Source organism: Bradyrhizobium sp. UFLA06-06, assembly GCF_054820065.1.
Genome location: NZ_JADFUD010000102.1, coordinates 1 through 18616, shown reverse-complemented (window position 1 = coordinate 18616; position 18616 = coordinate 1). Strand labels below are relative to the sequence as shown.

The 18616-nt window shown below is 58.5% G+C and carries 16 protein-coding genes and 3 pseudogenes; 10 read left to right on the top strand and 9 right to left on the bottom strand.

What is annotated here, in order from left to right:
• Window positions 1-383, bottom strand: a 383-nt coding sequence (locus IF803_RS40475) for a porin (protein ID WP_461195956.1), incomplete at its 3' end; no start/stop codon positions are given.
• Between the two features lie 852 nt (window positions 384-1235).
• Here IF803_RS40475 and IF803_RS40470 point away from each other — a divergent pair.
• Window positions 1236-1514: a helix-turn-helix domain-containing protein gene (locus IF803_RS40470; protein ID WP_461195954.1), complete on the top strand. Its 279-nt coding sequence runs from the start codon at window positions 1236-1238 to the stop codon at window positions 1512-1514.
• Between the two features lie 1840 nt (window positions 1515-3354).
• On the opposite strand, the pseudogene IF803_RS40465 reads toward IF803_RS40470, so the two are convergent.
• Window positions 3355-3423 (bottom strand): annotated as a pseudogene (locus IF803_RS40465) (hypothetical protein); the annotation flags it as partial.
• Between the two features lie 218 nt (window positions 3424-3641).
• Entirely contained in the window at window positions 3642-3914 is a 273-nt protein-coding gene (locus IF803_RS40460) for a DNA -binding domain-containing protein (protein WP_461195953.1), read from the bottom strand.
• A 395-nt stretch (window positions 3915-4309) separates the two neighbouring features.
• Between IF803_RS40460 and IF803_RS40455 the strand changes: the two genes are divergently transcribed.
• The 6 genes and pseudogenes from IF803_RS40455 (at window position 4310) to IF803_RS40430 (ending at window position 8077) form a co-directional block, all read left to right on the top strand.
• Complete coding sequence (locus IF803_RS40455) at window positions 4310-4591, top strand: helix-turn-helix domain-containing protein (protein WP_461195952.1); 282 nt, start codon at window positions 4310-4312, stop codon at window positions 4589-4591.
• Window positions 4592-4686: 95 nt separating this feature from the next.
• A pseudogene (locus tag IF803_RS40450) lies at window positions 4687-5105 on the top strand (integrase core domain-containing protein); the annotation flags it as partial.
• A gap of 1307 nt (window positions 5106-6412) precedes the next feature.
• Window positions 6413-6769: an IS66 family insertion sequence element accessory protein TnpB gene (tnpB, locus tag IF803_RS40445; RefSeq protein ID WP_461195951.1), complete on the top strand. Its 357-nt coding sequence runs from the start codon at window positions 6413-6415 to the stop codon at window positions 6767-6769.
• Window positions 6770-6917: 148 nt separating this feature from the next.
• Complete coding sequence (locus IF803_RS40440) at window positions 6918-7199, top strand: hypothetical protein (RefSeq protein WP_461195950.1); 282 nt, start codon at window positions 6918-6920, stop codon at window positions 7197-7199.
• A gap of 135 nt (window positions 7200-7334) precedes the next feature.
• A complete protein-coding gene (locus tag IF803_RS40435) occupies window positions 7335-7583 on the top strand; it encodes an IS66 family transposase (RefSeq protein ID WP_461195949.1) in 249 nt (82 codons plus the stop codon).
• Entirely contained in the window at window positions 7580-8077 is a 498-nt protein-coding gene (locus IF803_RS40430; protein WP_461195948.1) for an IS66 family transposase, read from the top strand. Before IF803_RS40435 ends, IF803_RS40430 begins: the two co-directional genes overlap by 4 nt.
• A gap of 1305 nt (window positions 8078-9382) precedes the next feature.
• Here IF803_RS40430 and IF803_RS40425 read toward each other — a convergent pair.
• The 3 genes from IF803_RS40425 to IF803_RS40415 all read right to left on the bottom strand — a co-directional run bounded on the left by IF803_RS40425 (window position 9383) and on the right by IF803_RS40415 (window position 13749).
• Complete coding sequence (locus IF803_RS40425; RefSeq protein ID WP_461195947.1) at window positions 9383-9868, bottom strand: hypothetical protein; 486 nt, start codon at window positions 9866-9868, stop codon at window positions 9383-9385.
• A 340-nt stretch (window positions 9869-10208) separates the two neighbouring features.
• Entirely contained in the window at window positions 10209-11531 is a 1323-nt protein-coding gene (ectB, locus tag IF803_RS40420) for a diaminobutyrate--2-oxoglutarate transaminase (protein WP_461195955.1), read from the bottom strand.
• 733 nt (window positions 11532-12264) lie between these two features.
• Window positions 12265-13749: a CoA-binding protein gene (locus tag IF803_RS40415; protein WP_461195946.1), complete on the bottom strand. Its 1485-nt coding sequence runs from the start codon at window positions 13747-13749 to the stop codon at window positions 12265-12267.
• 801 nt (window positions 13750-14550) lie between these two features.
• Here IF803_RS40415 and IF803_RS40410 point away from each other — a divergent pair.
• The 3 genes from IF803_RS40410 to IF803_RS40400 are packed head-to-tail and all read left to right on the top strand — an operon-like array spanning window position 14551 to window position 15852.
• Window positions 14551-15066 (top strand): hypothetical protein, encoded by a 516-nt coding sequence (locus tag IF803_RS40410; protein ID WP_461195945.1) that lies wholly within the window; start codon window positions 14551-14553, stop codon window positions 15064-15066.
• A 49-nt stretch (window positions 15067-15115) separates the two neighbouring features.
• Window positions 15116-15382 carry a hypothetical protein gene (locus IF803_RS40405; protein WP_461195944.1) on the top strand — a complete coding sequence of 89 codons (267 nt, stop codon included), beginning with the start codon at window positions 15116-15118 and terminating at the stop codon, window positions 15380-15382.
• Window positions 15379-15852 (top strand): hypothetical protein, encoded by a 474-nt coding sequence (locus tag IF803_RS40400; protein WP_461195943.1) that lies wholly within the window; start codon window positions 15379-15381, stop codon window positions 15850-15852. Before IF803_RS40405 ends, IF803_RS40400 begins: the two co-directional genes overlap by 4 nt.
• A 168-nt stretch (window positions 15853-16020) precedes the next feature.
• Here the strand turns inward: IF803_RS40400 and IF803_RS40395 are convergent, their stop codons facing one another.
• The 3 genes and pseudogenes from IF803_RS40395 to IF803_RS40385 all read right to left on the bottom strand — a co-directional run.
• Window positions 16021-17031, bottom strand: coding sequence for an NAD(P)H-dependent flavin oxidoreductase (locus IF803_RS40395; RefSeq protein ID WP_461195942.1), 1011 nt, complete (start codon window positions 17029-17031; stop codon window positions 16021-16023).
• 21 nt (window positions 17032-17052) lie between these two features.
• Window positions 17053-17748, bottom strand: a pseudogene (locus tag IF803_RS40390) (acetyl-CoA C-acyltransferase); the annotation flags it as partial.
• Between the two features lie 397 nt (window positions 17749-18145).
• A partial coding sequence (locus IF803_RS40385) for a 3-hydroxyacyl-CoA dehydrogenase family protein (RefSeq protein ID WP_461195941.1) occupies window positions 18146-18616 on the bottom strand: 471 nt, incomplete at its 5' end.

Below are 18616 nucleotides of genomic sequence, written 5' to 3'. Positions count from 1 at the left end.
AGTTCGTCGGCAGCGTCAGATGTGTATAAGAGACAGTCGATGCTGAGGTCTGCGCGAGACCGAGCGGTGTAGGCATTGCCTAGGCGGTTGTGCGCAGCACCGACACCGGAAATGGGATTCAAGACAAAACTATTGCTGCCCAGCATCACGTCAGCGCGCAGGAAGCCACCCAGCTTGATGCAGGTGTCGGTGCCCGGGATGTAATAGAATCCGGCACCATATGTGGCGCACACCTTCACGTACTCGATCGCTTTGGCTTTGACGGGAAAATCGGCCGCCTGCGCCCCGCCCGAGGCGATCAGGCCAGCCGCTGAAGCCAGCACAACCTTCTTAACAATCGTGTTCGAAGAGAGCGGGCGCTCCTCAGCGCTTCTCGCAATCACGACAGAGCGTGGCTTGCTCTCGGCCACTCTGGTCAACACGCCCCGATGCCCCTCGCCACGGCTACCCAACGACCGGAAGGACAATATTGAACAGCGGGTCGTCCCGTCCGATCTCACTCCGAAAATCTCTTTCAGCACCGAAGTTCTCCACTCAAACGTACGCAAACATAGATCCCTATGTTTTTCACGTAGGAAAATACAAACCAGTCGATGTCGGTGTTCGCCCTTGGCACGCGCAATGCCAAGCTAATGAGAAGCGAGCGCGCTACACATCAGGCCGCTCGTGCTCGGCGTGGCCGGGCACCATCGGCAACTCGCTGCGCGCAGAACGTCCTCTGCAGGTTACGAAACGCTCGCCTTGCCTCAACTCAGTGCGCCGCACATACACAGCTAAGAAACGAGGTGCGCGCGCACATGAACTGATCGCGCGGCGTCCGCGAGGCACGCTCGCACGACGCTCTATCGGCGCGCTCGCAATTCGATGAGAACTAACGATGCGGGCTGTCGACCTGGCTCGCGCAAAGTCGCGACGATGTAAGCCAGCGCACTCAGTGGAAAATGCCATGTCTTAGTCCCCAGAACCGCGCTCGTTTTGCCGACGCAGTATCGTGGGGACACGATGGTCAGGTGACACGCATCAACTAAAGCGATGAATCGCCCTGAATTAGAGATGGATTTATTGGGAGAGCTCTGGGCTTCTCAAGCGAGGCGACGTCGCCATTGCCCAATCAAGAGGCGCGACAATCCAGCCGCCAAGCGCAGGCTCTGCTCATCTATATCAGGAACAAACTTACTGTAATAGTTGGGTTTTATCCCGTGTTTTGATGACCTAACAAATGGCTGTTTCAGCGCATGAGAGCTCGTGCGCTGGTAGCCTGGAACGTGCGCCGGATCCGCGTGGACCGCGGCATTCCGCAAGAGCAATTGGCTTATGATGCAGGCATCGACAACTCCTATATGAGCGGTCTGGAGCTCGGAAAGGCGAACCCGACAATTGATCTTCTCGAGCGTGTCGCCGAAACATTAGGCGTTCCACTGTCTGACTTGCTTGCTCAGCCAGACAAGGGGGCGACGGTTCCCAAGACCTTGCCCAAAGGCCGCAAGCCGAAACGTCCACGCCACACGAAATAGCACTCCTCACCTAGGATCATTTTGTGGCACAGGAGCCCGCAACGGGACGCGATGCGTGGTTTTGCTTACGTTGAGCGTGTGCAAGTTGCACGCTACAAGCTAGCCAAGCGACGAAACAGAACTCTCGCGCGGAAGAGGCGCTCCGCGGCCTTCGGCTCGCCCAAAGACCCTATCAGCAATGTGTGTTCGGCGGCGGCAATCCGACCGCGCGAGGCCGTTCGACGTTCGACGCAGTAAGATGGTCCTGGGGACGCTATCATCGGGCCGACCGAGACGAGGACTCACCAGCAGCCGAGGCAAGCCGCGCGCTCAGAAAGACGACCTGCCCGATCTCTTCAGGTGGGCCACGGGAACTAGGTCTTATTTGCCGTACTCTTGCGGCGGCAAGCAGAGGGCTGCGGGTTTTCATTACCCTCGCTGTTGAACAGTTGCGCAAATCGACGCTTGCAGAGAGGGCCGTCGAGGTCGAGGGAGAGGCAATCGTGGCTCTCCTTGGAGGCTTCGACCAGGCGGCCACGATCTCTGTCTTAGCCAATGGATGCGATGGCCGGTTAGGATCCTAGCCTACGCGGTCGGATTCTGCGACGATATCGTATGCCGACATTGTTCGACAATTTCGGTCTCTTGATTACCTCGCGATCTTTTTTTCGTTGAACCGGCCGGTCATTGAGAAATCTAAAGTGAGAAACTCGTATACGCAGGCTCTCCACGTCACGGGAAAGAGGCTCTCTATTGCTTATTCAATGCCAATTCTGAATGTCACATCACCGCTGGGCATACTGCCCACACGGCTGGGAAAGATGAACGAGACAGTAAAAGAGATAAAGTCGGGCGTGACACGATCACCATGACCCTGGTTTGCCGACTGCCATGACGATAAAATGCCTACCGGGATCGCCCGAAACCATTGTCAGCGATGTTGTGCCAGCCCGCGCTGCTCGTAACAAACAGGTCGCGCACCCAAAGTCGTGCAGTCTACGGTCAACCGCAGTGACCATTCCGGAATCGCCACAGCAACTTATTCAACGATATCGAGAATCCGATCGATGGATGGGATCTTAGCTCAATAGTTTGACGTGCTAGGTGATTGCCCATTCAAGCAGCTAGTCGAATGCTGCACACTGGCATGGACCCTTTACATTCGACTCAATCGTTCCGGCCGCGAAGGCCAAGCTGAAACCGATGCCGAGTGGATACTGCGGGCAATGACGAAATCGCTCGCTCATTCGCGAAGGGTGATTTTCCGGGGGCGCGACGTGCAGTCAGCACGTCAGCCGAAGGCTCTGGGCGCATCGGATTTGTCGTTGGTCTTGCTGCGGAGCCTTGCGCGATAGCGCCTCGCGTAAGATGAAGCCCTGTCTGGACCAGGCGAATCATCCGACTGCGCAGATCGTGTGTTGTCCTGTTGTCCACCCCTCGATCAGGAACGTGAAGCGCACCAAACAGGCCTTGCGCGATTTTGCGATAGCTGTTTCCTCCAGCCACCCATCCACGGCACGCAGCGCAAGAATCAACCGATGCCACCTCAGGGGCGATAAAGCGAGAGGGGTGGTCCGAGGGCGCGGTGTTCGAGCGCGGGCAAAAACCGATGTGCTGCCTGCAGACGGATGTCGAAGTTGCGCTCGAGCAGCAGGTTGACGGCAACCAGTGAGCCGCTCGACGGAAGTTCCCCTCAACTAAAGGCGATGCTTCGTTCCTCCGAGTGGCACAATGGCATGCCATCCATCCGATGCATGACGAAGCTCGCTACCCGGTAGTTCGGCAAAATCAAGCAAGTACCGTTTGGATGAGCGCCTCGGGCGCCCAGAAAACGGCTGGTTCGTCGAAGGCTTGGGGCGGATCAGCTGCAAAACGAAAGCCCCCACTTCCGTCGGAACTGGTCCGCCATATCGCTGGGGCGTTCGTTGCTGAGGAAGACTCTATAGTCCCCTTGGTACTCATGATCGCAGCGTAGCCACTCTCAGGCTATGTCCGTATTTTCTGCTTTCTTGACGCTGGAAGGCCCACGCAAGGGAGTTGCATCCAGACAATTGTGCTACCTGTCCGCTATCGATCCATTTGCTCAATGAAGTGGTCTACTTTTGCGATTGAAAAAGAGATCTCATCCGTCTCGGACGTCCCTACCATTCACTCTTTGGGCCAACCCTGGCGCAGGAGATCGCGATAGCCGTGACGCGCTACCCACTTGGCGCGAGCCAGATGGCTTTCGAAAGCCCGGCGGGCGCGGTCCACTTCAAGGGTCGGATCAATACCAAGTACAACGCGGGCCACTTCGCGCCAATCAGCGTTGTCGGCTTCGGCATCAAGAAGACGCATATAGGTGACGGCGTGTTGCTCGTCATATGGCGTGAGCTTGGGTGCGCTAGGCGCCAAATCTGCGATATTGGGATCCGGCGGCACAGCCTGAAACTCCCTACAAACTGAAAATTCGATAAATCCAGGCGATGGTAGCGGTATTCAGAGCATCCTGGTAGCGATCCAATTGTCGCGCTCTGCGCAAAATAATTCCTGGCGGAAATCGATTGATGGCGGGCATCGGAATCCTAGCGCTCTTGTCCGGTAATTTTATTTCCGTTTCGGCCGACTCGGATCAAAGTAATTTTGATCACGCTCCATGCCTCTCGACTTGCGATTAGGCTTCTTTGCCTGACCGGGTTGGCGCGCGTTCGGGCCCAACACGTGCCTGCTGATCCGATGTACTGACGGGCTCTGCTCGTCTGCATTCTGATAAACCTACCGCAATAGGAGCGCTATAGCCAGTGGTTTGATGACCAGACGAATGGCTGCTTTAGCGCATGAAAGCTCGTGCGCTTGTGGCTTGGAATGTGCGCCGGATCCGCGTAGGTCGCGGCGTTCCGCAAGAGCAATTGGCTTACGATGCCGGGATTGACCGCTCCTATATGAGCGGTCTTGAGCGGCAAAAGGCGAACCCGACAATTGATCTTCTAGACCGTATCGCCAAAACACTAGATGTGCATGTGTCTGAATTGTTTGTTCAGCCACCCAAAGGTACGACGAGTCCGAAGACCTTGCCTAAAGGTCGCAAGGTGACGCGTCCAGGTCGCAGGAGGAAGTAGCACGCCTCACATGAGCGCCATGGGACGCAGGCTCGTAAAGGCACTGGGCGACAGTTCCGTTTAGGTGAATGGCGCAAGTTGTAGACTGATGGCTTGCCAAGTTACGCGCTGACCGCAAGGCGACGGCCCGATCAAACGAGACCTGGGCGGCGGACTTCATCCACGACCATTGGCGACAGGAGACAAGCTTCGCGTGCTTACCATTATAGATATCTTCTCCGGTTAGGGTACTGGCGCCCGGTTCACCTTCCGCGGCGCTGATGCCGTGGCGGCACGGTAGCGGCTTCGCAAGGAAAATGGGCTTCCTGGCTACGATCTGCGTCGATCAAGGCGGCGAGTTCGTGTCGCGTGATCTTGACCTGTCGGCTTACCAGCGCGGCGTTACGCTGGACTTCTCACGGCCTGGCAAGCCGACCGACAATGCGTTCATCGAAGCCCTGAATGGCGCTTCCGCGCCGAATGCCTCAACGCCCATTTGTTCCTGTCCCTTCCGGACGCCCAGCAAAAGTGGAGGAATTCCAAGCCTGGAGAAGCGATATTCCGCATCTGACGTACAGAGCTCGCGCGTCACTTTCGTCCGAAACCTACGAACCCCTCGATCTGTTTTATTCGACGGCATTGTTCCCGTTTCTAGTTCGCGCTAGGTGGAAACAAGCCAAGGCTGGAAATCGTGAGCAATTAACCAAAGACTAGACAGCGTACTGCAATGGCGCGCGACCATTCTATCCAAGGAAACAGCCCTATCGGTAAGATATTGAGGGCCGAACGCGACGACCTCGACGCGCGGTGGAGCATTACCCGCCGCACGCTCGAGTAGAGGCTCGCGAGGGTCTAGAGCCGTCGGGCCACCCGTCGACGACCTGTGGTTTTGAGTGAAACGACGGCCTGGCGGGCGCTCAGCCAGTTGCGTTCCGCAGCGAGAGTGCGCCATGAGGATCGAATGCGAGCTCCACGCCTTCCATTAAGAGGCCAGGCTTGCGGCACCTGTCATCGCCGGCCCCCTGGATCGGCAGGAAAGCGCCGCGCGGCTGCGCGTTCACCGGCCTAGTCCTGGTCCAACCGGCGTTCTTGCACGGCAACCCGACGGAGCTCTTCGCCCAGGCGAGCCAAAACCAAATGCCCGTGAGCTCATTCGCCCCTGGTGCCACCGCTGGCCTCGAGGCAGCCCTTGAGCCGGGCTTCCACTTGGAAGTGCCCGTCGGGATTGAAGGACGAGAGAGCGCCTCGCAGAGTTGCTCATGACCGACGGTCATCGCCTGGTATTCCGAGACTTCGGACTTGCGGACAACCCCTGCGATCCCGCCTGGGATCCGCGCTTGGAATGGCTCCTGGCAGTTGCCGAAGGTAAACGCTGAGCGGATACCCTGGCTTCGGGGGTTAGATTAAATGTGCCAGAAAGCCTCCGGCTTGAACGGAGGTTTGGGATGGGATTGGACGGAAAAAAGGACGTCCATTTAGACAGCTCGTCAATTGGAGCGGTCAGCCGATTGAGGTGCTTGAAGACCGTCCGGGCGTCGCGTGCGTTCGGAGGCTGAAAGGGCGCGGATCGCCACCGAGAGTCTGCTACCTGGCGCCCAGGTGGCGGAGGTGGCGCGCAAGCACGGGACGACGCGCTGGAAGATTTAGATTGGCGACGCCGCTTTCGACAGCACGGCGAATTGCCGGCGTGCGAGGCCTCGCATCGTTGAGAGGGTCGTTAGAGGAGCGTCAGGTTCCGGCAGCCAAGCTCGAGATTGCGATTGACGACGTTGTCGTGCGGACAGACGCGGCGATAGATGGGGAGCAGCTATCTCGGGTGATCCGGGCGGTGCGAGCGTCACGATGATCGTACCTGGCTGCGAGCTGAAGATCTATATCGCGACGCGGCCTGTCGGCTCCCGATGTGGCCACGATGGGCTTGCCGCGAAGGTGCAGGCGATGCTTGGTCTCGACCCGTTCAGCGGTGCGGCTTTCGTGTTCCGGTCGAAACGGGCGGACCGGATCAAGATTCTGGTCTGGGATCGAATGGGCACACAAGCGCCTTGGGGGCTGCAAGTTCGTGTGGCCAAGGATTGCGGACGGCGCGATGCGGATATCGCCGGCGCTGTTCGCGGCATTGTTCGAGGGCCTGGGTTGGCGGTTGGTCCGCCCGGAAGACGCGCGGCGTTTACAGATCGCTGGATAACTGCGGCAGAATGACTTTGAGCCGAGTTGCGCATGGCGCCGGCGGCGGAGATGTGCTCGACATGGCGCATGAGCACCGCAACGCTTCGCAACGAGGACGATCGCTTGAAGGCGCTGCGAACATCAGGCGACGCTGGCGACGCCGGAAGAAGCACGGCGCTGGTTGGAGGTCATTCTCTGCGAACTACGCTGGGAGAAGTTCCGACCGAAGTTCGAGAAGCTGCGGCCGGATCAATATCATTTGCAGCTCGAAGACGTGGAGATCGCGCAAGGCGTCCTGGATGCGGCACTGGAGAAGGCGGCGGCGTTCATCAGGGGCCGATCGCGCGCTGGATCGGATCAGGCCCGTCATCGCAATCGGGTTTACTTGCCTGCCCATTCGCCGCAGGTGGAGCGCGTCATCGAGCCTGCGAGCACGTTATGTCCTGCGGTTGCGGCGCCATGACGAAGATCGGCGAGGACGTCAGCAAACGTCTCGACGTGATCTCAGCCCAACGGCGCGCTGGTCACGCGCCGCCCGAAATACGTCTGCCGTCGCTGTTCGGGCGATGTCGTGCGGGCACACGCGCCGGAGCATGTCGTGCCCGGCGGGCTGCCGACCGAAGCAGCCTTTGCATGCGTGATCGTTTCCAAGTTCGGCGACCATACGCCGTTTTACTGTCAGGCCGAGATCTATGCGCGACAAGGGATCCGGCTCGACCGGGCGACACTGAGCAACTGGTCAGGCCGCGCCTGCTTCCATGTCCAGCCCGTCGGGAATCACATGCGCCGGCATCTGCCCGCGGCGGATTGCGTGTTCATGGACGAAGACCACGGCGCCGGTACTTGATCCCGGGCGCGGCGAGACGAAGAAAGGCTACTTCTGGGCGATCGCCTCCGACGATCGCTGCCATAGCCGCCCAAGTCCGCCGATCGCGCTGTTTCCGCTATGCATCCGGACGCAGCGGCGCGTTTGCCGAGCAGTTCCTGGCGGGCTTTAACGGGCGCTTCCTGCAATGCGATGGGTATGACGGCTATGACCGGCTCTCGGCGCTAGCTCGATCACAAGGTCCGTGGACGTCGGTGTATTGCTGGAGCCATCTGCGTCGGCGCTTCGTCAAATTGGTGCGCAACAGCAAGTCGCCGATCGCCGAGGCCGCAGTGCGGCAGATATCCCCGGATATCCGGTTGGCCGCACGCAAGGAGCATTCGCTGCCCATCGTCGCTGCGCTAAAGCCATGGTTCGAGAAACAGCTGTCGATGATCTCGAGCGGCTCGACGCTCGCCGAAGACGTCCGCTACGCGCTCAATGATTGGCCAGGACTGACGCGCTTTCCTCGATGACGGAGTCTCGACTCGACACCAATCCAGTCGAAACGCGATCCGGCCGATCTGCTTGACCTTCGCCGGTCATGAGGTCGGGGCCGAAAACGATCGTTGCCACCTGCAAGCTCAACGACGTCAACCCCTACCCCACCGGCCTACATCGCCCGAACACTCGAGGTGATCATCGCTGGCCATCCCCCAAAGCAGAATCGACAACCTCATGCCATGACGATTCCGCAAAACGTCAAACCAGCATCAATAGGGTCCCGGCTAAGCGCTTACCGCCGAAGGCGCCGAGGTGTGGGTGAAGCTGTCGGCGGACTGGATGCCCCCCAGATAGTTGGCCCAAAGCAGCAACGAGTAAGCTGGTGCGGCTCGGGCTGCAGCTGCTCGGGAGGTCGGAGTGGCCGCATGTGACGGACGCTGACGCCTATGCGGAGACGTTGGCGTGGCTTGAGGAGATCGTCCCAGACGAGGACGCTAGAGAAAGGATTCCAGCGCCTTCTACGGTTTCCACAACCGCGCGCCGCGACTCTGGCGCGGCTCGACCGCCCAACATAGATGGTATCGGCGCCGACTCTGGCGGTGAAAGCGGCGCGACTTTCACCCTCCCACGCTTGTGAACTTCCTTGGCAGCACCCGTGAAGGAATTTCGTTCCGGAGTGGCGCGTCGAGGCTCTATCTTCTATGCGGCATGGCTGACCGAGCGCTCCTCCCTTTTACTCGTCCTTTAGAGGAAGCAAAACCCGATGAAGAAGATTGCTGAAGTCACGACAACTATCCGCGAGGCAACCCCGTACAAGGGTACGGTCTAAGCGGTTCGCTGGGTCATGTCTCCGCCTTATGACAGACGGAGCGGAATGAGCACTGGAGGGTGGTCCTTCGGCCACCCTTCAGTGCTCAGATTCCAGGAGAGTAAGATGGTTGAATTGTTCCAGCTGCGCATTGCCCCGGCCCTCTCCACGTCGGTTGAAGTCATCTTAATCATGATTTTTGCTGGCAGAACCGGGCCCCAGTGCCGACAACAAGTTGGCCTCCACCTCTCGTCCGATCGTCACAGACGACGACTGGCGCACCGGCTGCTACCTCCCCGGTCTGAGACGTCATCGACGCCGAACTGAAATAGGCTACTGATAGCAAACCCCAACTGGTCGAGGCAGCTCAGCAATCCCTGAAGCGGCTGTTCCTCTCCTGGTCAGCGACGCCTTTACGGTCCCGAAGGATCTCACCCACACGCCGACCAAGAAGGAGCGTACGCGGCTCTACCATCACGAATATCGAAACGCCGCGCGACGACGCCTGCAAAGATGAAGAGGGCTATATTCAGCCTGCTTGTGTCCGACGATCCACAAGACTCTTCAATTCCTCGCCTGTTAGCCAAACAAGCCAATCGTCGTCTACAATATCCTCTTCAATCAAATGTAACATCGCGCCTCCGGATTCATAATGCACATATCCGTGCACACTGTCTCTATCCAATAGCCGCCGCGCTACAAGACCACACAAGAAGTCGGGAGCCCACATCGCGTAAGACACGCCGCGTGCCATTCCTGCCATGATCTTGGGAATGCCCTGCCCTCTAAAGTCTTTACGGACCCAGCGATCCCCGTGGTAGGCTACCTTCCCGGCAATCTTGTTCGCACTTGGCGCCGTGCAGCTACATCGGTCCTGAGGATGAGCGTGTACGGTCGGATCGGCGTAAAATGCCTTCAGGGATTGAAGATGTTCTGCAAAGTTGCTGTGCGAAAGGTCAAAGAGTCGAGCAGCCTCTACAAGGGCGACCTTCTCATTGCTGTCGACGCCTATCATCCAATAGCCCTCGCCTGATCTAATTGGCGAGCGATTTGGTCTAAAACTTGGATATGTCGGCCCCTTTGTTGGAGTGGCCCGTGTAATCGAGACATACTCATGAAAATCGAATCCTATCGAAATCTTGATGCCTTTCTGGCAGGCGGCGTCGTCATATCCCCGAAGGAAGCGTGAGACGTCCAACGGATTAACTATTCTGCTCATTGCTGCAACTTGTCCTAACCCAATGAAATTGCCTCGTAGCAGGCATGACGAGCCTAGAATGCTAAGATCGGATCGCGACACTACCTACTTTAGTAACGTCACCTGCATGGCCGTTGCGAGACAGGCCTCCCCCAGCTCATCGGGCGATCAGCGGAGCTGGCCGGGTACCGACTCTCGCATTGGATGCTGGTGAGCTCACTGCAACTTTGGCATGTTTCAATGTTTCGACCAAGGCCTCCTCAAATACCTCAAGGCCACGATTTAGTGTCTCAACATCAATCGTGAGCGCAGGCAAAAACTTTACAACCTGATTGCTTGGGCCACATCGCTCCAGCACCAATCCCCTTTCAAATGCGTTGCGTGTCGTAGTCTCCGCAATTTCGGTCGCTTGGCAATCGAACCCCAGTGCCATGCCGCGCCCTCGAACAGCAAAATGACCTGCATGCCCGGATGCGATCGCCTCAAGTCGGACCCGCATCAACTCTCCCATGCGCTGAACCCCCTGAGAGAAGCTTCGGCAACGCCAATAGGCGTTTATAGCTGCGGTCGCAGATACAAGCGCAAGGTTGTTTGCGCGAAACGTACCCGTGTGTTCGCCTGGCCGCCACGCGTCCAGCCCTTCTTTTATCAACAACATTGACAAGGGCAGACCGTACGCACTGAGCGATTTCGACATTACGATAACATCTGGTGACAACGCGGCGAACTCGAAGCTAAAGAAGTCGCCCGTGCGACCACAACCCATCTGGATATCATCAACTATGAAGAGGGCGCCAACATCCTTCGCTATAGCCTGAATCGACCGCAACCACTGCTTGCTAGCGACGTTTATCCCCCCATCTCCCTGCACGGTTTCGACGAGAATGGCAGCTGGCCGGTCGATGCCGCTGCTCGCGTCCATCAATAGTTTGCGCAGGTAGTCAGCTGTATCAATTACCGGCCCAAAATAACCATCGTAGGGCATGAACGTTGCGCCGGACAGCGACGCCCCGCTGGCTGTGCGGTAAAAGCGACTACTGCTCGCGGCCATCGCGCCTAAACTCATGCCATGATATCCGCGCGTGAATGAAATGACATTCTGACGTCCCGTGATTTTGCGTGAGAGTTTAAGGGCGGCCTCAATAGCGTTAGCGCCTGTTGGCCCCGTGAACTGGAAACGGTACTGCAGACCCAGTTTCGGAAGTATGACCGAGCGGAACGTCTCCAAAAACTCAAGCTTTGCTGGAGTGGCCATATCGAGCCCGTGGACCACGGCATCGGAGGTCAAATACTCTATAATGGCAGATTTGATCTGGTGATTATTGTGCCCGTAGTTCAATGCTCCAGCACCGGAGAGAAAGTCAATGAGCTTTCGGCCATCGTTCGTTAGCAGAATGGAACCGCGCGCTCGACTAAAAATTGCCGGGAACGAACGTGAATACCAGCGAACGTTGGACTCTAGAGCTTCGATAATCCGCATATCACGCGGTTCGCTAGTCACTGCACGCATGATCGTTCTCCTCTGCAAGTTGGCCACTGAACAGAACGGTTCTCAGGTCGCGCGAGCTGTGGACTGCAGACTAAAAGGAGCGTGCGTTTCGCGGACCACTTACCTCTTCCCGGAAGAGCCTCACTCATATCTGAGAACCGAGTATTGCCAATCTACCAACGTTAGTAGGGCGCCATCCGGGACTTGGTTGGCTCCGAAGTGATGTGATCTCCGACATCGTGAGGTTTGTCGGATCAAGAAGCCAGGCGCCAATTGGCTGAGCGATAGGATTTGTGGCGAGCATTTTCCAGCCATCAGCCTTCACACGTTGCTCTGGCCGGAAGCGAGCGGCACCCACGACCGCATGCGGCAGTGTCAGCCGATGGCAGACCCGCCTCCGCCTTGATCTGACGCTCAAACTCATCGTGGAGCCGCTGATTCTGATTACATCCATAGTGATGCACACTTTTCCACTGGCTCCGCCGCAGAAAAGTGAAGAGCCGGCCGGCGTCCTGCACCGGGACTATAACTGCCGCGGATGAAAGCTCAGTGGCAGGTCACAGGCTGTCGACCACCGCACGATGCTTGAGCTGTCACTTGCGGATGAAGCCTTGCGCCGCGTTTTGATCGAATCGTGAGCCGCGGCATAGATTATGTCGTGTGTCAGTATTGTCACTTTTGCCCACATCGACGGTGCGTGTTGTGATCGCCAGCCCGCTAATGTCTAAGTTGACGCATGCCACTCGATCACTCTGCCCATGGCTCGAACCGCGACTCCCGTGCCTTGCAAGAGCGGTCGGCAGGCAAACGTGGGTGGCGTTGCAGCGACCTCAGTACGCGAAAGAAGTCCACTCATCTGCGAGACTGGGATAACAACAATTTCAGGAAATTGGGCTATTAACTCCTTAAGGGCGAGGCCAATCGGTGACTCCTCATCAATGCTTATTGGCAAGTCCTTGCCCCAGAGAAGGATGTCAAACTCACCGCTCTGCCCGAGTACCTGCACGCAAGCGCTCAGGACCTTGGTATCGAAGGCACTTTGGGCACTTAGATCCAAAGGATTAAAGCTGTTCGCGAACCTCGGAAGAACGTCCGCCAGCCGTTTACACAATTGGTCGGAAAACGAAGCGAGCTTCAGGCCCCGTGTCGACAAAATCAAGTCGGCCATAATGTTTCCCATTCCACCTGAAAAGCTCACAAAGGCGACACGATTGCCTCGCGGTCTGCGTGACGATTTGAAAGCTACAACGGTTTCAATTAGGTCCTCGACCGAATCGACTGCGATCACGCCCAATTCTTGCAGGAACCGGATGTCCCTTTGATAGCTATTCGGGACTTGTGTCGCCGTATGTCGGACGATGCCCTTTCGTACCTCTGGATGAGCGCCAACGCGCAACATGATGATCGGCTTACCTCGTTTGCGCGCGCGCGTGCAGGCCGCGCCAAAGCTTTCCAGATCCTTGATCCCTTCCGAATAACTGACGATAATTTCTGTTTGTGGATCAACAGCGAAGAAATTGATTACTTCGGCTGTTGTCAGACTAACTTCGTTACCAGTCGTTGCAATCTTGCCGATGCCGACGCCCCTGCCGATCAGCGGATGGACTATTGCAGCCATTTGCCCGCTCTGGAAGACACCACTGACGCCTCCAGCGATGACCTTGGGTATCCTGCTTTCTCCAATGGCAATCATCGGCCGGTGCATGTTAACGACTCCGAAGGTATTGGGCCCGATAACGACTGTTGTCGCCGAGTTCTTTGCCCAGCGCTGAATTTTCTGCTGTCTAACGCGACCCTCCTCCGAGTCGATTTCCGCGAAACCGCTCGAGATGATCTGTGCGGCCCCCACCGACTTTCGCGCGCAATCCTCCAGAATGGCTAGAATGTTCTCGGCTTGAACACATAGAATGGCCAGATCGACCTGGAACGGAACGTCTGAAATGCAGCTGTAACAGTCCACCTCGTCAACAATACTGTAGTTCGGGTTTACGCCAGCGAGATTCCCATCGAAACCGGAGGACACGATGTTGTTAAGAATGCACTTCGCGAGACTCGGTTTCGGCGAAGCGCCGACGACCGCGATTCCTTTCGGATCGAAAAGGCATCGAAGATCACGTTCGCCGCTCATCGTCTCCAACTTGCGCGGATCAGTGCGAGACGACTGCGTCCGATCGCTCATTGCTTGCAGCGTTTCTTTCTCGCTGTTCATGGACTTGTAACTCCTTCATAACGGCGAAAGCTGAAGAGCCGCGAGGGATACGCCAGATTTTTGTTATCTCACTGAAAGCATGTTGCTCCCCACCACACAAGTTTCAACAACACTGCTGTTTCGGCATGCTCGTGCCACTCTTGAAACTGGTCTGCGAGCTTAACGCAACGAGAACATTGCTGGTCTTCATTTGTGTGTTGAGCCTTCCCGTGGCGCTACTTTCACAGCAAGGACCGTGCCAAGCGACGTTCAAGTGCATTTAGAGCGTCCGTTTTTAGTAGAAGTTCACATGCCTATGCGACACCCGCTGTTTTTAACCAGACAGCCATCCTGTGGCTGTCAGAAACGCCACAACGATCGGCGGCCGTTTGCGCGAGAAAGGTCGCACCCTTGCGAAGGAGTAGCCGCGCCCTCGTTCGAGCCTGAAAGAGCATCGGAATAGCGAGCTACAGCACTAGCTCATCATAGAGGTCCTTCCGTTTGTTTGATATGCCGGCAGGCTTCGAATGTTCCGCGCCAGTTCTTCCGCGATCTTTTCTATTTGGAAGATCCAATGATGCGAGCGCGTTCGGCATTGCCGGCGACTCTCAGGATGGCGCGACCGCCACAGAGTTGGTGCAGACATTCGCCGACTGCTGCTGACGACCAACTGCCTATCGTGGGTCTGTGTTATCGCCAATAGCTGGCAAACATCTATCTGCATCCCCTTGACCTGCATTGGGAGCAGCAGATGCGCGACACCAAGATAGAGCGTTGTGCTGACGGGTGGTGCTGAGCCGATGGAGGCCGGCGGAGAGCTATATGCCAAAACTCCAAGCCATGCCGCTCCGACTTCGCGTTGCCGTCGATGAAGATAAGACGCGCATCCTGCCGGCAGGCTTGAGGCGCCAATTTCTCAGTGTTCGCTTTCGAAAAGATCAAACACCTGCGGCTGGCAATTCTGCTATGGCGGGCGATCGCGCCGGCCGATGCATTGCGTCCGGGGATACATCTGAACCCCGGATCGAACGGGAAACGGGAGTCCCACTCGGTGACACGATCACACGGTTCAATTCTGTGTTACGGAGCTGGGGCGGATACTTTTTGTGGCTCAATGCGGCTCAACACTCCCGGCAGATCGGCAATATGATGGCTTCAGATAAACATCAACGGAGGCGTCTGGCTCTGGCTAACCCTGTGCCTTCCGGCAAGAGGCGGCCCTTTACAGGCTCAAGTAAACGCATCGAACAGCAGTTCGATGACGATGCGTGCCGCGGATTTGACCACGCGATCCGGTTGTTGCCGCCGATTGGGTTTGGAAATGGGCAAGCATCGTAATAGCGGTCGTTTGTGGTCGAGCCGCGCCCACGCCACGGCGGCGTCGAGTATGAGGCCGCACGATCGGTTCTTTGGACAGCGAGCGAGCGTTCCATACCTCATCGCCGGGGTTCTCTTTGGTGCGCGGCAGGCCGTCGTGCGGCTGGCGCAGCCTCTATTGGCACACCGCATCGACAAGCACGTTCATACGAGAGGAGCAGGTCGCCTCGATGCTGTGATCCATCGCCGGCGTGCCGGGCCTGAGCTAAAACTTCTCGGCGTATATCTGGTGATCGCGGGATCGGGAATGGTGCTGCGCGGCATCATCATCGGATGATTGGAGATCTGCTTCAGCTTGTGCCTGGCGCGATGACCAGCGTGCCCGAATTGTATCCGCCGCCCGGCAGCGTGCTCGGAATCGCAATCATGCGGATCTTCGGGGTACGCGATGCGCCGAGCGGCCCTTCGGGGTGGTCTCCGAGCCGTGCAGCCCTCCGGCGCGAAGATCTCGTGCTCCACGCCATCAGCACGATCTTTTGCCGTAACGACCACCGAACTGCTGCCGATCGCGACCAGCAGATCGGCCTTGGCCTTCTTGGCCTGTCGTGCAATCCGTACCACCACATCCCGGGTGGTGTGTTACGGAACGCCGTCGAAGGTCTCGACATGGCGATGGCCGAGGCCTTTGTGGATCTTCTCGATCTCGTCGGTCGTGCTATTCAGCGTCTGGCTGGAAATCAGATAGACGCGCGTCGCGCCGAGCCGTTCGGCTCTTCGCGTAGCGGCTCGGCCGCCGGCTTGCCGTAGATCACGGATTCCACGGTAGGGTATCGATGACTGCCGGTCGCGTGCATGCTCTTTACTCTCTCGATGCATTCGTGGCTTGTCCCGTCAACCAGGCCGACAGTTTGGAGAAGTCCGGCCGACGCCATTCGGTGGTCTCGACTTTGACGTGCTCGGTCATGGCCTTCTCCGTCACGCCACTGCGCGGACCGGCTCGGTCTCGACAGTGCCGTCGAGGAAGCCGGTCAACCGCTGCCGGATGATCTGCTCGGCCTCAGCCATGATGCGGTCGATCAGCTCCTTGACGGTCGGGATGTCGTGGATCAGGCCGACCACCATGCCGCAGCTCCAGGCGCCGGCATCCATCTCGCCGTCGATCATCACCTTCGGATAGACGCCGGCGACTTGCTCGTGGATGTCCTCGATCTTCAGCCTGGCGCCCTTCTCGCGCTCGATCTCGAGCAGCTCATCGACGCCCTTGTTCTTCAGCACCCGCTCGGTGTTGCGCAGCGCGCGCATCACAAGGCGCGTGTCAAGCTCGTCGGCATCGAGCAGCGCCTGCTTCACATTGGGATGAACCGGTGCTTCCTTGGTCGCGATGAAGCGCGTGCCCATGTTCATGCCGGCAGCGCCCATCGACAGCGCCGCGACAAGGCTGCGCGCGTCCGCCATGCCGCCCGAGGCGACGAACGGGATCTTCAATTCGTCCGCCGCACGCGGCAGCAGGATCATGTTCGGGATGTCGTCCTCGCCGGGATGGCCGCCGCACTCGAAACCGTCGACGCTGACGGCGTCGCAACCGATCTTCTCGGCCTTCAGCGAATGCCGCACCGAGGTGCATTTATGGATCACCTTGATGCCGGCCGCCTTCAAGGCCGGCATGTACTGCTCCGGGCTGCGGCCCGCGGTCTCCACCGCCTTGACGCCGCCCTCGCGGATAACAGCGATATATTCCGGATAAGGCGGCGCGGTGAAGCTCGGCAGGAAGGTCAGGTTCACGCCGATCGGCTTGTCCGTCATGTCGCGGCAGCGCGCGATCTCCTTGGCCAGCAGCTCCGGCGTCCTCTGGGTCAGGCCGGTGATGATCCCAAGGCCCCCGGCGTTGGACACCGCCGCCGCCATCTCGGCGAAGCCGACATAGTGCATGCCGCCCTGGATGATCGGATGCTGGATGCCGAACAGTTCAGTGATTGCTGTCTTCACAAGTCTCTCCCGCGTTTCCGCTCAGTGGACGATTTCAAACAGGCCCGCCGCGCCCATGCCGCCGCCGATGCACATGGTCACCACGCCGTATTTCGCTTTGCGCCGCCGGCCCTCGATCAAGAGGTGGCCGGTGAGCCGCGCCCCGGTCATGCCGTAGGGATGGCCGATCGCGATCGAGCCGCCATTGACGTTGAGCTTGTCCGGATCGATGCCGAGCTTGTCGCGGCAATAGATCACCTGCACCGCATAGGCCTCGTTGAGCTCCCAGAGATCGATGTCGTCGATCTTGAGGTTATGCCGCTTGAGGAGCCGCGGGATCGCGGCAACCGGGCCGACACCCATCTCGTCCGGCTCGACGCCGGCGGCGACGAAGCCGCGGAAGATACCGAGCGGCTTCAAGCCTTTCTGCGCGGCAACCTTGTCGCTCATGATCACGCAGGCCGATGCGCCATCCGAGAGTTGGCTGGCGTTGCCGGCGCTGATGGTCTTGCCCTCGAACACCGGCTTGATCTTGGCGAGCCCATCCGCCGTGGTATCCGGCCGCGGGCCCTCATCCTTCGCCAGCGTCACCTGCTGGTAGCTGAGCTCCTTGGTGTCCTTGTTGACCACAGCCATTTTGGTCGTGATCGGCACGATCTCGAAGCGGCCGCCCTGCAGCGCGACGCCGACGCGGCGCTGGCACTCGAGGCTGTACTCGTCTTGCCTGTCGCGGCCAAGGGCGGCAGCGTGCTGGCGCGCGTCGTCTCCTGCTCGAAGCTGAAGCGGCGGGTGATCGACCAGCCGGGGCCGCCATATTCCTTTTGGCCAAAGCGGCGCGATCCGACCCTTCTTGTGACGCATTAAGCTCGCTGCGGATCAATTCTTCGCCCCCCCCCGCGCTCGTTCCCGCCACGCGGTCTCGATCGGATCGAACCCATCGTCGAAAAGCTGGGGAGCCGTCTCTTCCGTCGCGCGGCATGCGGCTTCGCTATCTTGGTGATCATGGCTAGGTCTCCGATCTGGCATTCCAACGTCGCATGACTCGCACTGATCACCTCGGAGAACTAGCCTCCTTCAATTCCAATCAATTTCGCGACGGACCAATTGATCCAGTCATCCGCGACGAGCCGGAACCCTAGTGAGCCTGGGGCGTGCGGTCGTATAACCCCTGTTCCCAGCGCGCGAGGGTCTCGCCCGCACCGTGGCCCTGAGCGCGCAACCCCTGCAGGACGGCCACGAGGCAGTCATCGCGCTTCTGTTCGAGCTCAGCGATCGTCAGGTTGTCGGTCCGTGCTTCTGACTGCTCGGCGAGTTTGTCCAGGAACGCCTCGTTGTGCTCGGGAATGTCGTTGTACTTGGTCCAGGGCGACCTCAGCTCGGGTCCCCATTTCTCCATTAATTGGCGCATCGCGGCTCCGCCGCCTCCGATGCTGAACGGGCCGACGACAGCGCGTCGCAGTCCGAACGAATAGCGGATCGCATCATCGATCTCTTGCACAGAGGCTACATTGTCGTGGACCAGCCACAATGCCTCGCGCAACATCGCCTCCTGCAGGCGGTTCGCGATGAACCCCTCCACTTCTTTGCGCACCACGAGCGGGTGCAT

What these genes read in the sequence shown, in the direction of transcription:
- IF803_RS40470 (WP_461195954.1), top strand. Translation starts at nt 1,236, where the DNA reads ATGAGAGCTCGTGCGCTGGTAGCCTGGAACGTGCGCCGGATCCGCGTG.
- IF803_RS40455 (WP_461195952.1), top strand. Translation starts at nt 4,310, where the DNA reads ATGAAAGCTCGTGCGCTTGTGGCTTGGAATGTGCGCCGGATCCGCGTA.
- tnpB (WP_461195951.1), top strand. Translation starts at nt 6,413, where the DNA reads ATGATCGTACCTGGCTGCGAGCTGAAGATCTATATCGCGACGCGGCCT.
- IF803_RS40425 (WP_461195947.1), bottom strand. Translation starts at nt 9,868, where the DNA reads ATGATAGGCGTCGACAGCAATGAGAAGGTCGCCCTTGTAGAGGCTGCT.
- ectB (WP_461195955.1), bottom strand. Translation starts at nt 11,531, where the DNA reads ATGCGGATTATCGAAGCTCTAGAGTCCAACGTTCGCTGGTATTCACGT.
- IF803_RS40415 (WP_461195946.1), bottom strand. Translation starts at nt 13,749, where the DNA reads ATGAACAGCGAGAAAGAAACGCTGCAAGCAATGAGCGATCGGACGCAG.
- IF803_RS40410 (WP_461195945.1), top strand. Translation starts at nt 14,551, where the DNA reads ATGCCAAAACTCCAAGCCATGCCGCTCCGACTTCGCGTTGCCGTCGAT.
- IF803_RS40405 (WP_461195944.1), top strand. Translation starts at nt 15,116, where the DNA reads ATGAGGCCGCACGATCGGTTCTTTGGACAGCGAGCGAGCGTTCCATAC.
- IF803_RS40400 (WP_461195943.1), top strand. Translation starts at nt 15,379, where the DNA reads ATGATTGGAGATCTGCTTCAGCTTGTGCCTGGCGCGATGACCAGCGTG.